At 57.7% G+C, this 16,477-nt stretch carries 19 protein-coding genes; 5 read left to right on the forward strand and 14 right to left on the reverse strand.

Going from position 1 to position 16,477, the window contains the following annotated elements; genetic code table 11:
• Window positions 1-91: 91 nt before the first annotated feature.
• A complete protein-coding gene (gene metG / locus Q1W15_RS17770) occupies window positions 92-2,143 on the reverse strand; it encodes a methionine--tRNA ligase (protein ID WP_300730697.1) in 2,052 nt (683 codons plus the stop codon).
• Between the two features lie 181 nt (window positions 2,144-2,324).
• Between metG and apbC the strand changes: the two genes are divergently transcribed.
• On the forward strand, window positions 2,325-3,419 hold the full coding sequence (gene apbC, locus Q1W15_RS17775) for an iron-sulfur cluster carrier protein ApbC (protein WP_300730698.1): 1,095 nt from the start codon (window positions 2,325-2,327) through the stop codon (window positions 3,417-3,419).
• A gap of 122 nt (window positions 3,420-3,541) precedes the next feature.
• On the opposite strand, the gene Q1W15_RS17780 is transcribed toward apbC, so the two are convergent.
• Window positions 3,542-3,751, reverse strand: a complete 210-nt coding sequence (locus Q1W15_RS17780; RefSeq protein WP_002554837.1) for a cold-shock protein — start codon at window positions 3,749-3,751, stop codon at window positions 3,542-3,544.
• Between the two features lie 352 nt (window positions 3,752-4,103).
• On the opposite strand from Q1W15_RS17780, the gene dcd reads away from it, so the two are divergent.
• Window positions 4,104-4,670: a dCTP deaminase gene (gene dcd / locus Q1W15_RS17785; protein ID WP_300730699.1), complete on the forward strand. Its 567-nt coding sequence runs from the start codon at window positions 4,104-4,106 to the stop codon at window positions 4,668-4,670.
• A 95-nt stretch (window positions 4,671-4,765) separates the two neighbouring features.
• Window positions 4,766-4,966: a hypothetical protein gene (locus tag Q1W15_RS17790; protein WP_300730700.1), complete on the forward strand. Its 201-nt coding sequence runs from the start codon at window positions 4,766-4,768 to the stop codon at window positions 4,964-4,966.
• Window positions 4,967-5,001: 35 nt separating this feature from the next.
• Here the strand turns inward: Q1W15_RS17790 and Q1W15_RS17795 are convergent, their stop codons facing one another.
• The 11 genes from Q1W15_RS17795 to Q1W15_RS17845 all read right to left on the reverse strand — a co-directional run bounded on the left by Q1W15_RS17795 (window position 5,002) and on the right by Q1W15_RS17845 (window position 14,585).
• The gene (locus Q1W15_RS17795) at window positions 5,002-5,766 is read right to left on the reverse strand and encodes an ABC transporter ATP-binding protein (protein ID WP_300730701.1); all 765 of its coding nucleotides are present in this window, start codon (window positions 5,764-5,766) and stop codon (window positions 5,002-5,004) included.
• A gap of 7 nt (window positions 5,767-5,773) precedes the next feature.
• Window positions 5,774-6,895, reverse strand: coding sequence for a succinylglutamate desuccinylase/aspartoacylase family protein (locus tag Q1W15_RS17800; RefSeq protein WP_300730702.1), 1,122 nt, complete (start codon window positions 6,893-6,895; stop codon window positions 5,774-5,776).
• A gap of 9 nt (window positions 6,896-6,904) precedes the next feature.
• Window positions 6,905-7,615, reverse strand: a complete 711-nt coding sequence (locus Q1W15_RS17805) for an ABC transporter permease (RefSeq protein ID WP_300730703.1) — start codon at window positions 7,613-7,615, stop codon at window positions 6,905-6,907.
• Window positions 7,612-8,340 (reverse strand): ABC transporter permease, encoded by a 729-nt coding sequence (locus Q1W15_RS17810; protein WP_300730704.1) that lies wholly within the window; start codon window positions 8,338-8,340, stop codon window positions 7,612-7,614. The genes Q1W15_RS17805 and Q1W15_RS17810 overlap by 4 nt, the downstream gene beginning before the upstream one ends.
• A gap of 57 nt (window positions 8,341-8,397) precedes the next feature.
• Window positions 8,398-9,180, reverse strand: a complete 783-nt coding sequence (locus Q1W15_RS17815) for a transporter substrate-binding domain-containing protein (protein ID WP_300730705.1) — start codon at window positions 9,178-9,180, stop codon at window positions 8,398-8,400.
• A 230-nt stretch (window positions 9,181-9,410) separates the two neighbouring features.
• Complete coding sequence (locus Q1W15_RS17820) at window positions 9,411-11,873, reverse strand: penicillin acylase family protein (protein WP_300730706.1); 2,463 nt, start codon at window positions 11,871-11,873, stop codon at window positions 9,411-9,413.
• Window positions 11,874-12,047: 174 nt separating this feature from the next.
• Window positions 12,048-12,689 carry a glutathione binding-like protein gene (locus Q1W15_RS17825; RefSeq protein WP_300730707.1) on the reverse strand — a complete coding sequence of 214 codons (642 nt, stop codon included), beginning with the start codon at window positions 12,687-12,689 and terminating at the stop codon, window positions 12,048-12,050.
• Window positions 12,690-12,870: 181 nt separating this feature from the next.
• On the reverse strand, window positions 12,871-13,083 hold the full coding sequence (locus Q1W15_RS17830) for an SEC-C metal-binding domain-containing protein (RefSeq protein ID WP_300730708.1): 213 nt from the start codon (window positions 13,081-13,083) through the stop codon (window positions 12,871-12,873).
• A 7-nt stretch (window positions 13,084-13,090) separates the two neighbouring features.
• Complete coding sequence (locus Q1W15_RS17835; RefSeq protein ID WP_300730709.1) at window positions 13,091-13,576, reverse strand: LEA type 2 family protein; 486 nt, start codon at window positions 13,574-13,576, stop codon at window positions 13,091-13,093.
• Window positions 13,577-13,606: 30 nt separating this feature from the next.
• Window positions 13,607-14,083: a YchJ family protein gene (locus Q1W15_RS17840; protein WP_300730710.1), complete on the reverse strand. Its 477-nt coding sequence runs from the start codon at window positions 14,081-14,083 to the stop codon at window positions 13,607-13,609.
• A gap of 4 nt (window positions 14,084-14,087) precedes the next feature.
• Entirely contained in the window at window positions 14,088-14,585 is a 498-nt protein-coding gene (locus tag Q1W15_RS17845) for a DUF6231 family protein (protein WP_300730711.1), read from the reverse strand.
• 322 nt (window positions 14,586-14,907) lie between these two features.
• On the opposite strand from Q1W15_RS17845, the gene Q1W15_RS17850 reads away from it, so the two are divergent.
• Window positions 14,908-15,186, forward strand: coding sequence for a DUF1145 domain-containing protein (locus Q1W15_RS17850; RefSeq protein ID WP_300730712.1), 279 nt, complete (start codon window positions 14,908-14,910; stop codon window positions 15,184-15,186).
• The gene (locus Q1W15_RS17855; protein ID WP_300730713.1) at window positions 15,179-15,937 is read left to right on the forward strand and encodes a collagen-like protein; all 759 of its coding nucleotides are present in this window, start codon (window positions 15,179-15,181) and stop codon (window positions 15,935-15,937) included. Before Q1W15_RS17850 ends, Q1W15_RS17855 begins: the two co-directional genes overlap by 8 nt.
• 47 nt (window positions 15,938-15,984) lie before the next feature.
• Here Q1W15_RS17855 and Q1W15_RS17860 read toward each other — a convergent pair whose 3' ends face one another.
• Window positions 15,985-16,449, reverse strand: coding sequence for a DUF2269 family protein (locus Q1W15_RS17860; protein WP_300730714.1), 465 nt, complete (start codon window positions 16,447-16,449; stop codon window positions 15,985-15,987).
• Between the last annotated feature and the right edge of the window lie 28 nt (window positions 16,450-16,477).

The following is a 16,477-nucleotide window of genomic DNA, read 5'->3' on the forward strand; positions in this document are numbered from 1 at the left end:
TAGTGCCCTTGGGGAGCGCGGCTGAAAGAAAGCGACAACTGATGACACCCGCTAACAGCTCGCGGACTGTTAGCGGGTGTGGGAGGTGATGTTACTTGATGCGCTGACCCGGTTTGGCACCGCTGTCGGGGCTTAACAGGTAAATTTCTTCACCGCCGGGGCCGGCTGCCATCACCATGCCTTCGGAGATTCCAAAGCGCATTTTGCGCGGTTTCAGGTTGGCAATCATCATGGTCAGGCGACCTTCAAGATCGGCTGGGTTTGGGTAAGCACTTTTGATTCCCGAAAATACAGTGCGTTGTTCATCACCGATATCCAGTGTCAAACGCAGCAATTTATCGGCACCCTCAACCGCTTCCGCCTTGAGGATAAGTGCTACTCGCAGGTCGACAGCCGCAAAGGCATCGAAATCGATCTCAGCTGCCAGGGGGTCTTTCACCAATTCGCCGTTGCCTGCGGGTGCTGAGGCACCTGTATCGGTCTGGCTGGCTGCCAAGTCTTGTTTCGAGGCATCGGTCATGGCTTGAACCTTGACCGGGTCGATGCGGGTCATCAGCGGCTTGAATGCATTCAGCGGGTGATTGCTCAGCAGAGTGGTGTGATCGTTCCACGTCAACGGCGCGACATTCAAGAATGCTTCAGCATCGGCTGCCAGTGCAGGTAATACAGGTTTGAGGAAAATGATCAACTGACGGAACAGGTTGATGCCCAAGGCGCAGACCGCCTGTACTTCGTCTTGTTTGCCTTCCTGTTTTGCCATTGCCCATGGGGCTTTTTCGGCAATCCATGCATTGGCGCGATCTGCAAGTGCCATGGTTTCGCGCATGGCGCGAGCGAAGTCACGGGCTTCATAAGCATCAGCAATGCTCGGTGCAGCGGCGAGGAAGGCCTCTGTCAGCTCGGGAGCTGCGTTGCCTTCGATCATAATGCCGGCATTACCTTTATGAATGAAGCCTGCGCAGCGGCTGGCAATGTTGACCACTTTGCCGACGAGATCAGAGTTGACCTTTTGTACGAAGTCTTCGAGGTTCAGGTCCAGGTCGTCGACGCCACGGCCGAGCTTGGAGGCGTAGTAATAGCGCAGGTATTCCGGCGAAAGATGATCAAGGTAAGTGCGGGCCTTGATAAACGTCCCGCGTGACTTGGACATTTTTTGACCGTTGACGGTCAGGTAGCCGTGGACGTTGATGGCTGTCGGCTTGCGATAGCCGGCACCTTCGAGCATGGCTGGCCAGAACAGGGCGTGGAAGTTAACAATGTCCTTGCCGATGAAGTGGTACAGCTCGGCCGTGGAATCCTTGGCCCAGTACTCATCAAAGTTCAGCTGTGGGCTGCGCTCGCACAGGTTCTTGAAGCTGGCCATGTAGCCGATCGGCGCGTCCAGCCACACGTAGAAATATTTTCCGGGTTCGCCGGGAATCTCGAAACCAAAGTACGGTGCGTCGCGGGAGATGTCCCACTCTTGCAGGCCGCTGTCCAGCCATTCGGCAAGCTTGTTGGCGACGGCATCCTGCAAGGTGCCGCTGCGGGTCCAGGTTTGCAGCATTGCCTGGAAGTCCGGGAGTTTGAAGAAGAAGTGCTGGGAGTCCTTGAGGACCGGGGTAGCCCCCGAGATCGCTGACTTCGGGTTCTTCAGGTCGGTTGGCGCGTAGGTCGCCCCGCATTTTTCGCAGTTGTCACCGTACTGATCATCAGTGCCGCACTTGGGGCAAGTGCCCTTGATGAAGCGGTCGGCCAGGAACATTTTCTTTTCCGGGTCGAAATACTGAGTGATAGAGCGGGTTGCGATATGGCCTGCTTCGCGCAACTTGATGTAAATCTCACTCGACAGCTCACGGTTTTCTTCAGCGTGGGTCGAATGGTAGTTATCAAAGTTGATGTGAAAGTCGGCAAAGTCGGCGCAGTGTTCCGCCTGGACATTGGCGATCAGTTGCTCAGGTGTAATGCCTTCTTTTTCAGCTCGCAGCATGATTGCCGAGCCGTGGGCATCGTCTGCGCAGACATACGTACATTGATTGCCGCGTTGGTTCTGGAAGCGCACCCACATATCGGTCTGGATGTACTCAAGCATATGACCAAGGTGGATGGAACCATTGGCATAGGGCAGGGCGCTGGTGACGAGGATCTTGCGTGGCTCGGACATGGGGCTCGGCTACTTGATGAGACGGTGGTCGGCCACTATAAAGCGCCGGGCAATATATTTCACCCCGTGGGTGTGTATCTGGCGGCTTCTGGTGTTTTTAGGGGCTTTAAAGCCTGCTTTGACCGCTCGAGAAGGGGTAGGATAGCGGCCTGTTTTACATCAGTCTTTACGGGAGTTGCCCATGAGCGCAGTCAATCGCGCAGCGGTGGAGGCCGTCCTTCGCCAGTACACCGACCCATATTTGAATCAGGATCCTGTCAGTTCCGGTTGTGTGCGCAGTATTGAGGTTCAGGGTGAGCGAGTGACCGTTCAGCTTGAGTTGGGATACGCGGCCGGCCTGTTCAAGAGCGGATGGGCGCAAATGTTGCAAATGGCCATCGAGCAGATCGACGGTGTGGCTTCGGCCCGGGTTGAGGTCACGTGTGTTATCGCGGCGCACAAGGCGCAGGCGCAAATTCCGGGCCTGGCCAATGTGAAAAACATTGTCGCGGTGGCTTCTGGCAAGGGAGGCGTGGGTAAATCCACCACGGCGGCCAACCTGGCGTTGGCGCTGGCGCGCGAAGGTGCGCGGGTGGGGATTCTGGATGCCGACATTTACGGCCCCAGTCAGGGTGTCATGTTTGGTATTGCGGAGGGTACGCGCCCGAAAATTCGTGATCAAAAGTGGTTTGTGCCGATTGAAGCTCACGGCGTAGAAGTCATGTCCATGGCTTTTCTGACAGATGACAACACGCCGATGGTCTGGCGCGGCCCGATGGTCTCTGGCGCGCTGTTACAACTGGTCACTCAGACGGCATGGAATGACCTGGATTACTTGGTAATCGACATGCCGCCCGGTACGGGTGATATCCAGTTGACGCTGGCGCAGAAGGTTCCGGTGACCGGTTCGGTGATTGTAACGACGCCGCAGGACCTGGCTTTGCTGGATGCGCGCAAGGGTGTTGAAATGTTCCGTAAAGTGAACATTCCCGTGCTGGGGGTTGTGGAAAACATGGCCGTGCACATTTGCTCAAACTGCGGTCATGCAGAGCATTTGTTCGGTGAAGGCGGCGGTGAAAAGCTGGCGACTCAGTATGGCGTTGAGGTGTTGGCCTCGTTACCGCTGTCGATGGCGATCCGCGAGCAGGCCGATAATGGCAAGCCAACGGCAATCGCAGACCCGGACAGCCCTGTGGCATTGATGTATCAGGAGTTGGCCCGCCACGTAGGTGCGCGAATTGTGCTGCATGAAGCGGCCTCACAGGCCATGCCTACGATCACCACCAGCGACGATTGAGGGTGGGGTATTCTGCGGGGGCGAAACCGCTCCTGCAGATTGCGCAAGATTCCGGTTCGGGTTTGTTGCGGGCAATAAAAAACCCCGCTTTGAGGGCGGGGTTTTTACTGGATCAGTACAAGTTAGATAACTTGAACTTCCTCAGCTTGCATGCCTTTCTGACCGCGAGTAGCGATGAAAGAAACCTGTTGGCCTTCTTTCAGGCTTTTGAAGCCGTCGGATTGGATTGCTTTGAAGTGAACAAACAGGTCGTCACCGGATTGTGGAGTGATGAAGCCGAAGCCTTTTTCATCGTTGAACCACTTAACGGTACCAGTTTGGCGATTAGACATGGTGTAACTCCTTGGACAAAGATAACTGCGACTCAGGAAAAGCCCTGGCCGAGACTGAGTGCAAAGAGCAGGAAAAATTCTTGGAGATGGTTGGATCGAAATTCAACATATCGTGTAGAGATTCTCAGTGACACAAGCAGCACAGTGGCACCACCTTAACCCTTTTTGCCGAACGTGCAAAGGGTCTTTGCGAAGGTTTCTCTAAAAACGTGACTGGTGGTTGCCCTCACGCCCTGTATTTACGGCTTCATGAGCTATTTTCTAGTTTTTTGCCGTAGATTTTTGAACCGGGACCGAGTGGGCGGTAAGATGCGGATCAGAATTTTCTACCTCGTTATTCAGGACACCCGCCATGAGCATCAAACCAGACAAGTGGATTCGCCGCATGGCGCAAGAGCACGGCATGATCGAACCTTTCGTCGAGCGTCAGGTGCGTGAAGAAGGTGCAAACCGTCTTATTTCTTACGGTGTATCGAGCTACGGTTACGATGTGCGCTGCGCCAACGAATTCAAGGTGTTCACCAATATCAACTCGGCCACGGTCGACCCCAAGAACTTCGATGCTGGCAGCTTTGTCGACGTTACCAGTGACGTCTGCATCATCCCGCCCAACTCCTTTGCCCTGGCGCGTACCGTTGAATACTTCCGTATTCCGCGCAATGTGTTGACCATTTGCCTGGGTAAAAGCACGTATGCGCGTTGCGGCATCATCGTTAACGTGACACCGCTCGAGCCTGAGTGGGAAGGTCACGTGACGCTGGAGTTCTCCAACACCACCACGCTGCCCGCCAAAATCTACGCCAATGAAGGCGTCGCGCAGATGTTGTTCTTTGAGTCGGATGAAGAGTGTGAAGTGTCCTACAAGGACCGTGGCGGCAAATATCAGGGCCAGCGCGGTGTCACCTTGCCGCGCACCTGACGAACAGCGGGAATTCTTCAGCGAATCAGCACTCTACTGAGTGACCTTTCCGGTTGTGCACCATCGCGAACCGGATCATTGCTCAGGAGTGCCCCATGAAGATTGATCCCAGCATCCGCTCTCAACTGGCCAGGCTAGAGCCCAATCAAGTGGGGCTGCTGGCCTGGTCTTTATTGGCTTACCCGCAGTTGAGCGCAGGTGGAATTCCCGGCCAGCCTGATCCTGATACCCCTCAACCGACTGAGCCAGGCGTGCCTACCCGGCCTGACGAACCACCGCCCGTGCCTATGGCCTAAACGGGGAGCGGGCGGGGCGGGTCGGTTTTCAGCGTTTATTTGAGGTTGCCGCTCAAAAACTGACGCAAGCGATCGCTTTCGGGGTTGTCCAGTACGTTTGCAGGCGTGCCTTGCTCTTCTATTTTGCCTTGGTGAAGGAACACTACCTGACTCGCCACTTGACGTGCGAAGTTCATTTCGTGGGTCACCATGATCATGGTGCGCCCCTCCTCAGCCAGGCCCTGAATCACTTTCAGTACTTCGCCCACCAATTCGGGGTCCAGCGCCGACGTTGGCTCATCAAACAGCATCACTTCGGGTTCCATCGCCAAGGCGCGGGCAATGGCTACGCGCTGTTGCTGGCCCCCCGACAGAAACGCCGGGTATTGCGCCGCGACCCGTGCGGGCAGCCCTACCTTGTCGAGGTAGCGAAGTGCGCGTTCTTGCGCGTCCTTTTGACTGACTCCCAGTACTCTGCGCGGGGCCAGCGTGATGTTTTCCAGCACGGTCATGTGGCTCCACAGGTTGAAGTGCTGAAAAACCATCGCCAAGCGAGTGCGCAGGCGTTGCAGTTCATCATCACTGGCCACCCGCATCCCATGCTTGTCGTTGACCATCCGAATGACGTGGCCATCCAGGCTCATCGCGCCATCGTCGGGTGTTTCAAGAAAGTTGATGCAGCGCAAGAAAGTGCTCTTGCCTGAACCGCTGGCACCGATCAGGCAAATCACATCCCCGTTGTTCGCTTTGAGCGACACGCCTTTGAGTACTTCGTTGTCGCCATAGCGTTTGTACAGCCCGTCGACCGTCAGTTTGTACATGCAGACCTCAAGGAGAAAGAAGATAGCCGCTGCGCCAGGCCTCGCGGCCCGCCACATGAGCGATGACCATGCCGGCAGTGGCCATTCGCCGTATCGAACGGGCATATAGCACGCCGGCGACGCGGGTGTAGATCGGTGTGACACTGTCGTTGATGGGGTCAATGATGTCGGCGATCAGTTGGCCCGCGTCGAGGTGTTCGCCGGGTGTGGCGCAAAATACCAAAAGCCCGCCCACAGGGGTTGCAACCGGTTCTACACCGGCCAGCGGGGTTGCGGGGTGAAGCAAGGGAGGCAAGGCTTTGGGTTCACCGTCGATGGCACCCTGATTGATCAGGTAGTCGATCAGCGCTTGAGCATCTTGTTCGCCCAGGGCGTGGTTGACGTCGACCTGGCCGCGCAGTTCGACGGTGACCGAGACACTGCCTGGTGGGATATCGAAACAGTGCCCGTAGCGTTCTTTCAAGGCCCACCACACCAGCGTGAAGCATTCATCGAATGACATGCCGCCCGAGTCTGTTGCCAGCAGGCTGGCGTGAGCGCCGAGGTAGCGTGCCAGGGGTTCTACCTGGGGCCAGGCGTGCGGAGTGGTGTACAGATGGGCCACGGCTTCAAAATCGCAGTGCAGGTCCAGCACCCAATCGGCATCGCAGGCCAGCCTCTGCAAGGTCAGGCGCTGTGAATGCAACTGCGTTGTCGGCACTTGAGCGTCCAACGCCGCGCGCAGGTGGCGGCGAATCAGGTGCGCATTGTGCTCGGCATCGTTATTCAGTAACCCTTCGAGCTCATCGCCGATCTGAGTGCTGAGGTCGAGGAAGTTGCGGTTAAAGTTCTGTCCGCTCCCCAGTTCGTAGCGACCCAGGGGGATGTCCATCAGCACTTGTTCCAGCCCCACCGGATTGGCCACGGGAACCACGACAATCTCGCTAATCAAGCGCCCTGCGGCTTCCAGGTCGCTCAGGTGCTGTTTGAGGTGCCAGGCCACCAGCATGCCTGGCAGTTCGTCGGCGTGCAGTGAGGCTTGAATGTAGACCTTGCCCTTGGGGTGTGCTGGCCCGTAGTGAAAGCTGTGGATGTGTCGCTCTGTGCCCGGGACAGCTGCCAGTAAGGCGTGGGTTTGATGTCGCTGCATGAAAAAATCCTAGTGGGCCGGGCCGAGAAAGGCCAGCCAGCGGCGTTCGGCCAGCCGAAACAGGCCAACCAGAATAAACGTGATACATAAATAGATAATGGCTGCGATACCGAATGACTGGAAGGTTAAAAAAGTGGCGGAGTTAGCATCCCTTGCAACTTTCAACACGTCAGGCAACGTGGCGGTAAACGCTACCGTGGTCGAGTGCAGCATCAGAATCACCTCATTGCTGTAATACGGCAATGAGCGTCGTAGGGCGGAAGGTATGATGACGTAGGCGTACAGCTTCCAGCCACTGAGCCCGTAGGCTTTGGCCGCTTCAATTTCACCGTGGGCCATGCTGCGGATTGCCCCGGCAAAAATCTCCGTGGTGTAGGCGCAGGTATTAAGGGCGAAGGCCAGAATCGTGCAGTTCATTGCGTCCCGGAAGAACGCATCCAGGACTGGCTGGGCGCGTACCGCGGCGAGGCTGTAAATGCCGGTGTAACAAATCAACAACTGGATATACAGCGGCGTACCGCGAAACAGGTAGGTGTAAAACTGCACGGGCCAGCGTACCCGGCGCTTGGGGGATACTCGGGCAATCGACAGCGGAATGGACAGCACAAAGCCAATCACCAACGCGGCCGTCAACAGCCATAACGTCATCGCCAGGCCCGTGATGTGATAGCCATCGGTGTATAGAAATGGCCGCCAGTATTCCTGCAGCAGTTCGATCATCGTGTGGCCTCCCGTGCACCTGTTGCATAGCGGCGCTCCAGCCTGCGCAGCACGATGTTGGAGGCGCTGGTGATTGCCAGATAGATCAAGGCGGCAACCACCAGAAAGAAGAACAACTCGTAGGTGCTTTTACCGGCGTCTTGAGCGGCCTTTACCAGGTCGGCCAGGCCAATGATGGACACCAGTGCTGTGGCCTTGAGCATGACCATCCAGTTATTGCCGATGCCCGGCAGGGCGAAGCGCATCATGTGGGGAAAAATCACGTAGCGGAATCGCTGCCAGCGCTTGAGGCCGTAGGCGGTCGCCGCCTCGATCTGGCCACGGGGTACCGCCAGGATCGCACCGCGAAAGGTTTCGGTGAAATACGCCCCATAAATAAACCCCAACGTGATCACCCCCGCGCTGAACGGGTTGATTTCGATGTATTCCCAGTCCATTGCGTCGGTCAGCTGAGTCAACCAGGTCTGCAGGCTGTAGAAAATCAGCAGCATCAACACCAGGTCGGGAACACCCCGGATCAAGGTGGTGTAGAGCTGGGCGGTGAGGCGCAACAGTTTGACGCGAGAGAGCTTGGCACTGGCTCCCAACAAGCCGAGCAATACGCTCACGGCCAGCGACAAGACAGACAACTTCACGGTCATCCAGGTGCCTTCCAGCAGCAAGGGGCCAAACCCCTTTAGGCTAAACACCGAGAGCCCCAGGCTTTGTAGAAGGTTTTCGAACATGACAATTGAACCCATGGCAGTCGAAAAGGTACCCACCGAGCGGTGGGTACCGGGGCATTATTGACCGCTGTACAGGTTCAGGTCGCCGAAGTGTTTGGCCTGGATTTTGGCGTAGGTGCCATCATCGTGTAACGCTTTGATACCTTTGTTCAGTTTGTCCTGTAGCGCTTTGTTACCTTTTTTAATGCCGATGGCGGTTTTGGATGGCAACAACTCGCTGTCCACGGCTGCGCTTACTTCATAGTCAGCGCCTTGAGGGGTTTTTAAAAAGCCCAGCTCGGCTTGCAGCATGTCCTGGATAGAGGCGTCGAGACGGCCCGAAAGCAGGTCGGCATACACCTGATCCTGGTTGGCGTAGGCCTGGGTCGTCACGCCTGCCTTCTCGAGTACGGCTTTGGCGTAGGCTTCCTGGATGGTGCCTTGCTCATAGCCCACCTTTTTGCCTTTAAGCGATTCGGGTGTGGCGTCCAGCCCGGCACCTTTTTTGAACACCAGCGAGGTGGGGCCTGAGAACAGCTCATTAGAGAAGTCGATGACTTTTTCACGGGCCGGGGTGACGGTCATGGAAGAGATAACGCCGTCGAATTTATTGGCCTTGAGCCCTGGAATCGTCCCGTCGAAATCGGTCTCGACCCATTTGCATTTCACTTTCAGTTCAGCACAGATGGCATTGCCCAGGTCGATATCAAACCCCACCAGGCTGCCGTCGGCGGCCTTGGACTCAAAGGGGGCGTAAGAGGGGTCAACTCCGAAGCGCAGCTCTTTGTACTCTTTGGCAAAGGCAGTGCCTGCTGCGATGCAAAGAGTCAGTGCAGAAAGGGCCAAAAATGTTTTTTTCATTATTCAATCCCTAAAACCAGTGAGCGCTTGTGGCGCGTGAGTGCTGTGATGAAGTGCGACGACCCGAGGGCTGTAGCAAGTTCTGAACCACAGTGGGAATGAATAAAAAATAAAGACGGCACCAGGCTGCGGCCGCTTGAGTCGACGTGCCTTGAGGCGGGCGCGCTCCAAAACGGTGCGGCTTGCCCGTGAGGGCCCCGAAGCGGGGGCTATCACGGGTCAGTGGGGCGTCAGGGCTTGCTCGGCACCAGCGTCAGGCGGGTGGTGCCGTAGACCTTGTCAAAGTGCTGCGGCTGCAGCGGGAAGCTGAAGTATTGCCCTTTGAGCCACGGTTCAATGCCATCGGTGTAGTGAGGGCTCGCTGGGTTGCTGGACTGGCCGCTGCTGTTTTGGGCCATCATTGGCTCAGCTTGCCCGAAGTCCACGATCATGCGCATGGCGGGAATCAGCGTGGTCTCAAAGCCATTGCCGCCGGTGTTGTACGCGGCGATGTTCAACGTGGTCTGGTCGCCTCCGGCCGCAATCGGCCCGCGAACCACCTGGCCGTCGCTATTGCGCCACAGGTAATGGTGCAATTTGCCCCACTGCCAGGCTGTGTGGTCGTTGCCCAGCAGTTGATTGCCAGTGGTGATGGTTGCCGCCAGGCTACGGGCCAGAATGGCGGGCTTGTCGTGTTTTTGCGAAGTGCGGCTGTCGTTCCAGAACGGGCTGTCTTCGCGGCCCAGTAAATGATCACTGAGCGCCGAATACGATAAGTTGCCGTTGGCGATAAAGGCTTGCCAAGTGTCACTGCTCTCCGGGCCCAGCTCATCCAGGAAGATCTGTCGAAGGCTTACGTGCAGGAACAGTTCATACACGGCGGCATCGGCCGAAGCAGGGCTCAGCTTACCGTCAAATGCCATGAGCCGAGCAAGGGCTTCGCGGGCGTTGGCCTGATCGGTTGAGGGCAATGCGCCGATGGCTTGCTTCAAGGGGTGGGCCATGCCTGGTGCGTTGAACAGGGCTTTCAACTTGGCTGCAAACAGGGTGGTCTGGTCGTACTGCATGGCGATCATGCTACGAGTGTCTTGTTTACCGCTGCCAGCCAACTGGGCGAGGCGTTCGCTGCGCTCAGGTGACTGCCAGGAGTTGGACAGTTGCATGCCGTACCCATAAGCCGCCGTGCGCTGATTGGCGGCACCGAGCCAGCCTTGTGCCGGGTCCTGGTCGTAAGGGTGCAGCATTGGGTCGGCATAACCGTCCCAGTCGTAGCGGCTGTCCCAGCCCGGCGAGGGCAGCAGGCCCAGGCCTTCACGGCGGTTGGGGTACAGGCCGGTAACTTGCCAGCCGATGTGGTTGGCGTCGGCGTATATCAGGTTCAGTGCCGTTGCCCGGATTTCCCGGCTGGCGTCAGACGCGGCTTCGCTGTGTTGCGCCCGTGAGAGGTCAAAAAACGCATCCAGGGTTTTATCGCCTTTCATGTCTGGCATCTGCAGTGCGAACCCCAGGGTGCTATTCAAGGCATGAGGTTCGCCCAGCGCGCTGTTGAGCAGCGGCCCGTGCCGCGTTTCGTAGATGGCTTCGCGAATCGGGCGTTGGCCTTTGATGAAAAATGTTTCGTTACGCACGATCGCGGGCAGCCATTTTCCGTCTGCGAGGTAGTACAGGGTATTGCCTTGGCGCTTGAGCTTTTCCAGGAACACGTCCTGGTTGTCGCCCATCGCGGCGCTGATGCTCCAGGCCACCTTGCCGTTAAACCCGGCGAACAGCGTTGGCAGGCCGGCAATCGATGCGCCGGCCGCCTGATACTTGGGCGCGCGAATCTGGACATAGCTCCAGGACGAAGGAACGCCGATTGGCTGGTGAATATCGTTGGCCAGCAGGCTCTTGCCCGAGCGGCTGCGCTGGGGGGCGATTGCCCAGTTACTGGACGCGGTCACACCCGGCAGGCTCAGTTGTGTGACCTGCTCCAGGGCTTTGCTGAGGCGGGCTACCCCTCGCAACTGGCTGCCCGCCAAACCTTTGAGTTTGTCGGCTTCTGCCATTGGCAAGGCTTCGTTCGGGTAGGTGGGCGTCAGCCAGGCGAGTTTGTCGGTACTGACGTTTTGGGCCAGCACCAGTGTATTGAGTTCTTCTTGCAGGTTGACCGACAGACCGAAGTTCAACAGGCTGAAAATCAACGCTGAATCTTCGGGTTTCCAGTACTCGGCTTTGTACCCCGCTTGAGCCAGGTCGGCCGGGAGCTTGTCGCGGTAGCGGAACAGGTAAGCGTTCACGCCGCGTGCGTACACCTCGAAGAACCGTTTTAGGCGTGGCGAGGCACTTTTATACAACTCATCGGCATTTTTTTTCAGATTGATACTGCGCATCAATCGGTCGGATTCCAGGGCATCGGCACCGTTCAGTTCGGCCAGCCTGCCTTGGGCCAGCAAGCGCAGACGTACCATTTGGCTGATACGGTCGCTGGCGTGAACGTAACCCAGGGTGAACAAGGCGTCATGAAAGCTGCTGCTTTCGATCAACGGGACGCCCTGACTGTTGCGCCGTACCGACACGTTTTGAGCCAGGCCCTTGAGCGGTTGCACGCCCGAGGTGGGTACCAGGCTTTCAGCGGTGTGATTGTTTAGCTGGCAACCGGCCAGGCTCAACAGGCTGACCATTGTCGCGGCAACGCCGAACCGGGGTAAAAAATGAGTAAGGGCTGGCGAGGCCATGACAAAGCTCCTGCGGGGGTGGTGTCATCGAAAGGCGCTACGTTAGTGAGCCCGGTGACGCCGCGCAAGCGCTATCTTGGACGTGCTGGCCAGCGATGGATGGCGGCGTTGCGCGAGGGCCAGGGCCGCCTTGAAGCCACATCGTGAGCCAGCATGATTATGTTGGCGTGCCGGTTATTTCTGCGGGTTGATGGTGTCTGCCAGTGCGTAGGCGCGCTCGGTGGCCGGGCGGGCTTTGATACGGTTGAACCAGACCTTCAGCGCCGGGAAATCATCCAGATTTTGCCCCTGGAACGTGTGGGGCACGATCCACGGGTAAATGGCCATGTCCGCGATGCTATACGTTGAGCCTGCCACAAAATCGTGACCTTCCAGCTGTGTGTTCAGAACGCGGTATAGCCGTGCGGTTTCATCGGTGTAGCGCTTGATCGCGTAGGGGACTTTCTCCGGTGCGAACCGATTGAAGTGATGGTTTTGCCCGGCCATCGGCCCCAGGCCGCCCATTTGCCAAAACAACCATTGCAAGGCCACTTGGCGGCCACGCAAGTCCTGCGGCAAGAATTGACCGGTTTTCTCCGCGAGGTACAGCAAAATAGCGCCGGATTCAAACAGGGACAGCGGCTCGCCACCGTCAGCCGGCGCGTGGTCGACAATAGCGGGAATGCGGTTGTTGGGGGCGATCTTCAGGAAGTCGGGGGCGAATTGCTCGTTTTTACTGATGTTCACCGGGTGCACACTGTAGGGCAGGCCGGCCTCTTCAAGAAACAACGAGATTTTGTGGCCGTTGGGCGTGGTCCAGTAATAAAGGTCGATCATGAAGGGCTCCAGAAGGGAATGGACTCGCAGCCGTCATGACGCGCTGCGTGCGGTCAGTTTTACCCCCAATGGTGCGTCAGTTGAAAGAGGTTGCTGTAGACGAGGTGGGATTTTTCGCCTTTCAGAAGCACAAACGCCGCATGAGCCTAAGGCTGATGCGGCGTGCAGGTGCCTTGGAGAATCAGGCCCCGTGGCACTTCTTGAATTTTTTGCTGCTGCCACACGGGCAAGGATCGTTGCGGCCAACGTCCTTCAGTTCATTGCGTACGGGCTCCTGGGGCGCGTGGTTGCAATGAGGGCCATGCACGTGGCCGTGGTCGTGGTCATGCTCATGGGCGTGATGGTCATGATCGTGGTTGCAGTCAGGGCCATGAACGTGGGGTTGTTGGGTCATTACTCACTCACTCTGGAATAAAATCGCCCGGGATTATCTCGCCTTTACGCGTCAGGTGCACGTCGTAACCGAAGAACAGGCCGGTTTCCAGCGTACCTTCCAGGCGATAGGGGATGGGTTGGTCGGGTGATTCAAGCATTTTGACCAGCGGCCGCACATGTGGCCACAGGTTGGTGCGAATCGGTACCACGAAATGGGCACGACTGTTGGGCTTCACGCTGAACCACTCACTGTACTCGCCCTCGGTCAGTTTGATCGGCCCCAAATAAACGGTGTAATTGAGGCCGCGCACGATGAGCGTCGAGTCATTCGGGTTATCAATGCTGAAATGCAGCTTGAAGCGCTGCTCCAACAACTTGGCCCTGACCAGTTCCACCTGCCTCAGATGGACTTGCGGGGCTTTGTCCGATGACGTAAACCACGACGCACACCCCGACAGCGTCAGCAAGGTGAGCAGAGTGATGATGCGTGTAACGCGAGCCCGATAATCCATTCCTTGCTCCTGCCCAGCGGTTATGTGCGTTTAACTGCCGAAAAAACCGGCGCAGCATTTTTTGAATTTGAGCCCGCTGGTGCAGGGGCAGGCATCATTGCGCCCGACTTTAAGCGCCACCGTGGGGTCGATGAAGTACCAGCGCCCGGCCTGTTGCACAAAGGATGAGCGCTCCCGGTGCTGGTGTTCGCCCTGGTCATCGTGCCAACGCGCCGTAAACGTCACAAAGGCGTGTTCGGGTTGCCCTCCCAGCACTTCACTGCTGTCTACCTGCAAACCCAGCCAGGTGCTGTGCGCGCTCCAGTCAGCCATTGATTGACGGTTCAGGCCAGCCTGCTGCGCCGGCAAGGTGGTACTGACCAGATAATCAATCAGCCCCAGAACGTAGGCGCTGTAACGTGAGCGCATCAGGGTTTCGGCGCTCGGTGCCGGGTGCCCGGTGTGATAAAGCCCACAGCAGGCATCCAGCAAATTGCCGCTGCCGCAGGGGCAAATGGATGTACTCATCGTCTTACCACCAGTATTTGCCAAAGTTTTGCGGGTTGGCCCAAAACCTGGCATTCAGCCAGTCGGGGACTTGTTTGTATTCGCGTAAATCATAGGTGAACAGAGTGAGTTGCTGCTCTTCACGCTGAAAGTGCTCACTGCTTTGCAAGGCAAGGGCGAAAAAGTCGGTTTCTTGCCAGCCGCAGGCCGTCAGGTCGGCCAGTACGGCAATACGGCTTGCGTTCAGATTACGAATGCCCCCCAACAATTGCAGGCCCTCGCGCTTGGGCAGGTGCTCCAGGCAGTCGATGACCAGCGCGAGGTCAAAGCGTTGCGAGGCCAGGTCGGCAGGCAAGGCACCGGGTGCCGCATGGGCAACCAATGTGTCGGGGTGTGCCGCTTGAAAGGCTGCCAGGGCCGGAAAATGGCTGGCACCCACGACCAGTAGCCGTTCCGGCGCAGAGCGATCAAGCAGTGCGGCCAATGCTTGTTGAGGTGTGCGCGAAGAAATACCAAGGCTCATCGAAAATCCTCTATCTGAGGGCCCAAGACTAGCCTGCACAGCCCCTGCTATACAAAGGGGCTGTGAAAGACCGGTCGGTCCGAGTGCCCGCGCATCGGCGCTCAAGCTCGGGGTTGGTCGGCCAGAAGGGCGAGTTTCGACACTGAGGGGCACAGGCTCTGGACGCTTGGCCCCGGCATGCAATGGAGCGATTTCGTCAAACGGGTCGCGAACGTGGCGCTATAAGCCGTTTGGATGGACTCTTTTTTCACCGGGCTCTGGCGTCGCACGCCCGCAAGCCGTTAATGTTCACTGAAAGAAAAAAATAAGCAAAGGGGGGGCTATGAAGGTGCTTTGGGGGGTGGGGAAAGTCTTGGCGCTGGTGTTCTGGGGGGTTGTACTGATCAACCTGTTCAGCCCGCTGATAAACCCGTTTGATGTGTTGGTGAGCCTGGCAGGCAGTCTATTGCTGTTGACGCATTTGCTCGAATTGTTGTTGTTCAATCGCAGTATCAAAGATCGCCCACATCCTTGGCGTGACCGGTTTTACATCCTTTTGCTCGGGGTTCTTCACGTACAAACCCTTCGCAGCCCCTCTCAACAAGGTTCTGATCATGCGTAAGTTATGGCTGTTGGTGGCGTTGTGCAGCCCGCTTGTACAGGCTGAATCTGTGAGCGTGGAAGCCAATACCCTGTTGCGTCTACCTGCCAATACGAGTGTGCTGCAACTGGACCGTCTTGACGTTGCGGATTACGCCACACTGCTGATTCCGGCCAGTGTCACGCAGATCAATGTCGAGCAATTGCGCATGGGGCGCGAGGCGCGCATCGCCATTGTGCCGGCCGAACGGGAAATAGCACTGCGGGCCACTCACGCCGAATTGGGCGAAGGCAGTCAGATTAGCGCTCGCGGCGCGGCGGGGACTTACGAGAAAGCTGCCCGGCCCGCTCGTGACCTGAATGTACGGTTTGGTTCCTTGCAGGCCCATGCATTAGCCATCGATGCCCGCGGCGGTACCGGGGCCCCGGGGTATACCGGGCTGGACGGCGGTAATGGCCAGGCCCCAGGCTGTACGTGGGGCGCGGCGGGTTCCGGGGCGGATGGCGACCATGGCGGCAATGGCCATCAGGGCGCTGCTGGTGCGCACGTACGCGTGGAACTGCCGCGTGACTTCCCGAGCGAACTGATCAAGGTTCAGGTTGACGGTGGCGTCGGCGGTAAGGCGGGTGAGGGCGGCCAAGCCGGCGCGGGTGGCAAGTCCAAGGGCTGTATTGTGTACCGCGCTGACGGTGCCAAAGCTGGCCGCCCGGGCCTGTCAGGTCAGCCGGGTGAGGCGGGCGCGGCAGGTGCCGTGACGATCCAGCGCTTGTAATCGCCCTGATGGCCGTCACTGCGCTCTGCAATGGCGGCTATCAGGTATCACATCATGGGCCGGGCTGCCGCAATGGCTATCAGCACCAGGCCAACAATCAAGTTGCCGCCCACCACGCGTCGAATCCGGCCCATCACCGCCGCGCCTTGCGCCCACTCTTGAGCGTCAACCGCTTTGCGCAACTCCGGCAATTGCAACGATTGAACGCGGATGAACAGTGCCACCATGACGATGTACAGGCCCATCATGATTTGCACATAACGCGGTGCGGTTTCAAAGCCACTGAAGCGCATCTGCAGCAAGGCCACACCGCTGATCGGTAAAATCACGACGGCAATCCACACCCATGTGAAAAAACGTTGAAACACTTCTACCCACAGTTTAAGCCTGGAGGGCCCATCCAGCGCGATACCCGCGGCCGGGCGCAGAATCATCCAGGCGAAAAACATGCCGCCCACCCAGATCAGGGCGGCCAACACATGCAGGCTATAGGTGAGTGCAAAGGCAGTCATGGGTACTCCGTTCGGCGCAGGATCAATT

Source organism: Pseudomonas sp., from assembly GCF_030150285.1.
GTDB lineage: Bacteria > Pseudomonadota > Gammaproteobacteria > Pseudomonadales > Pseudomonadaceae > Aquipseudomonas.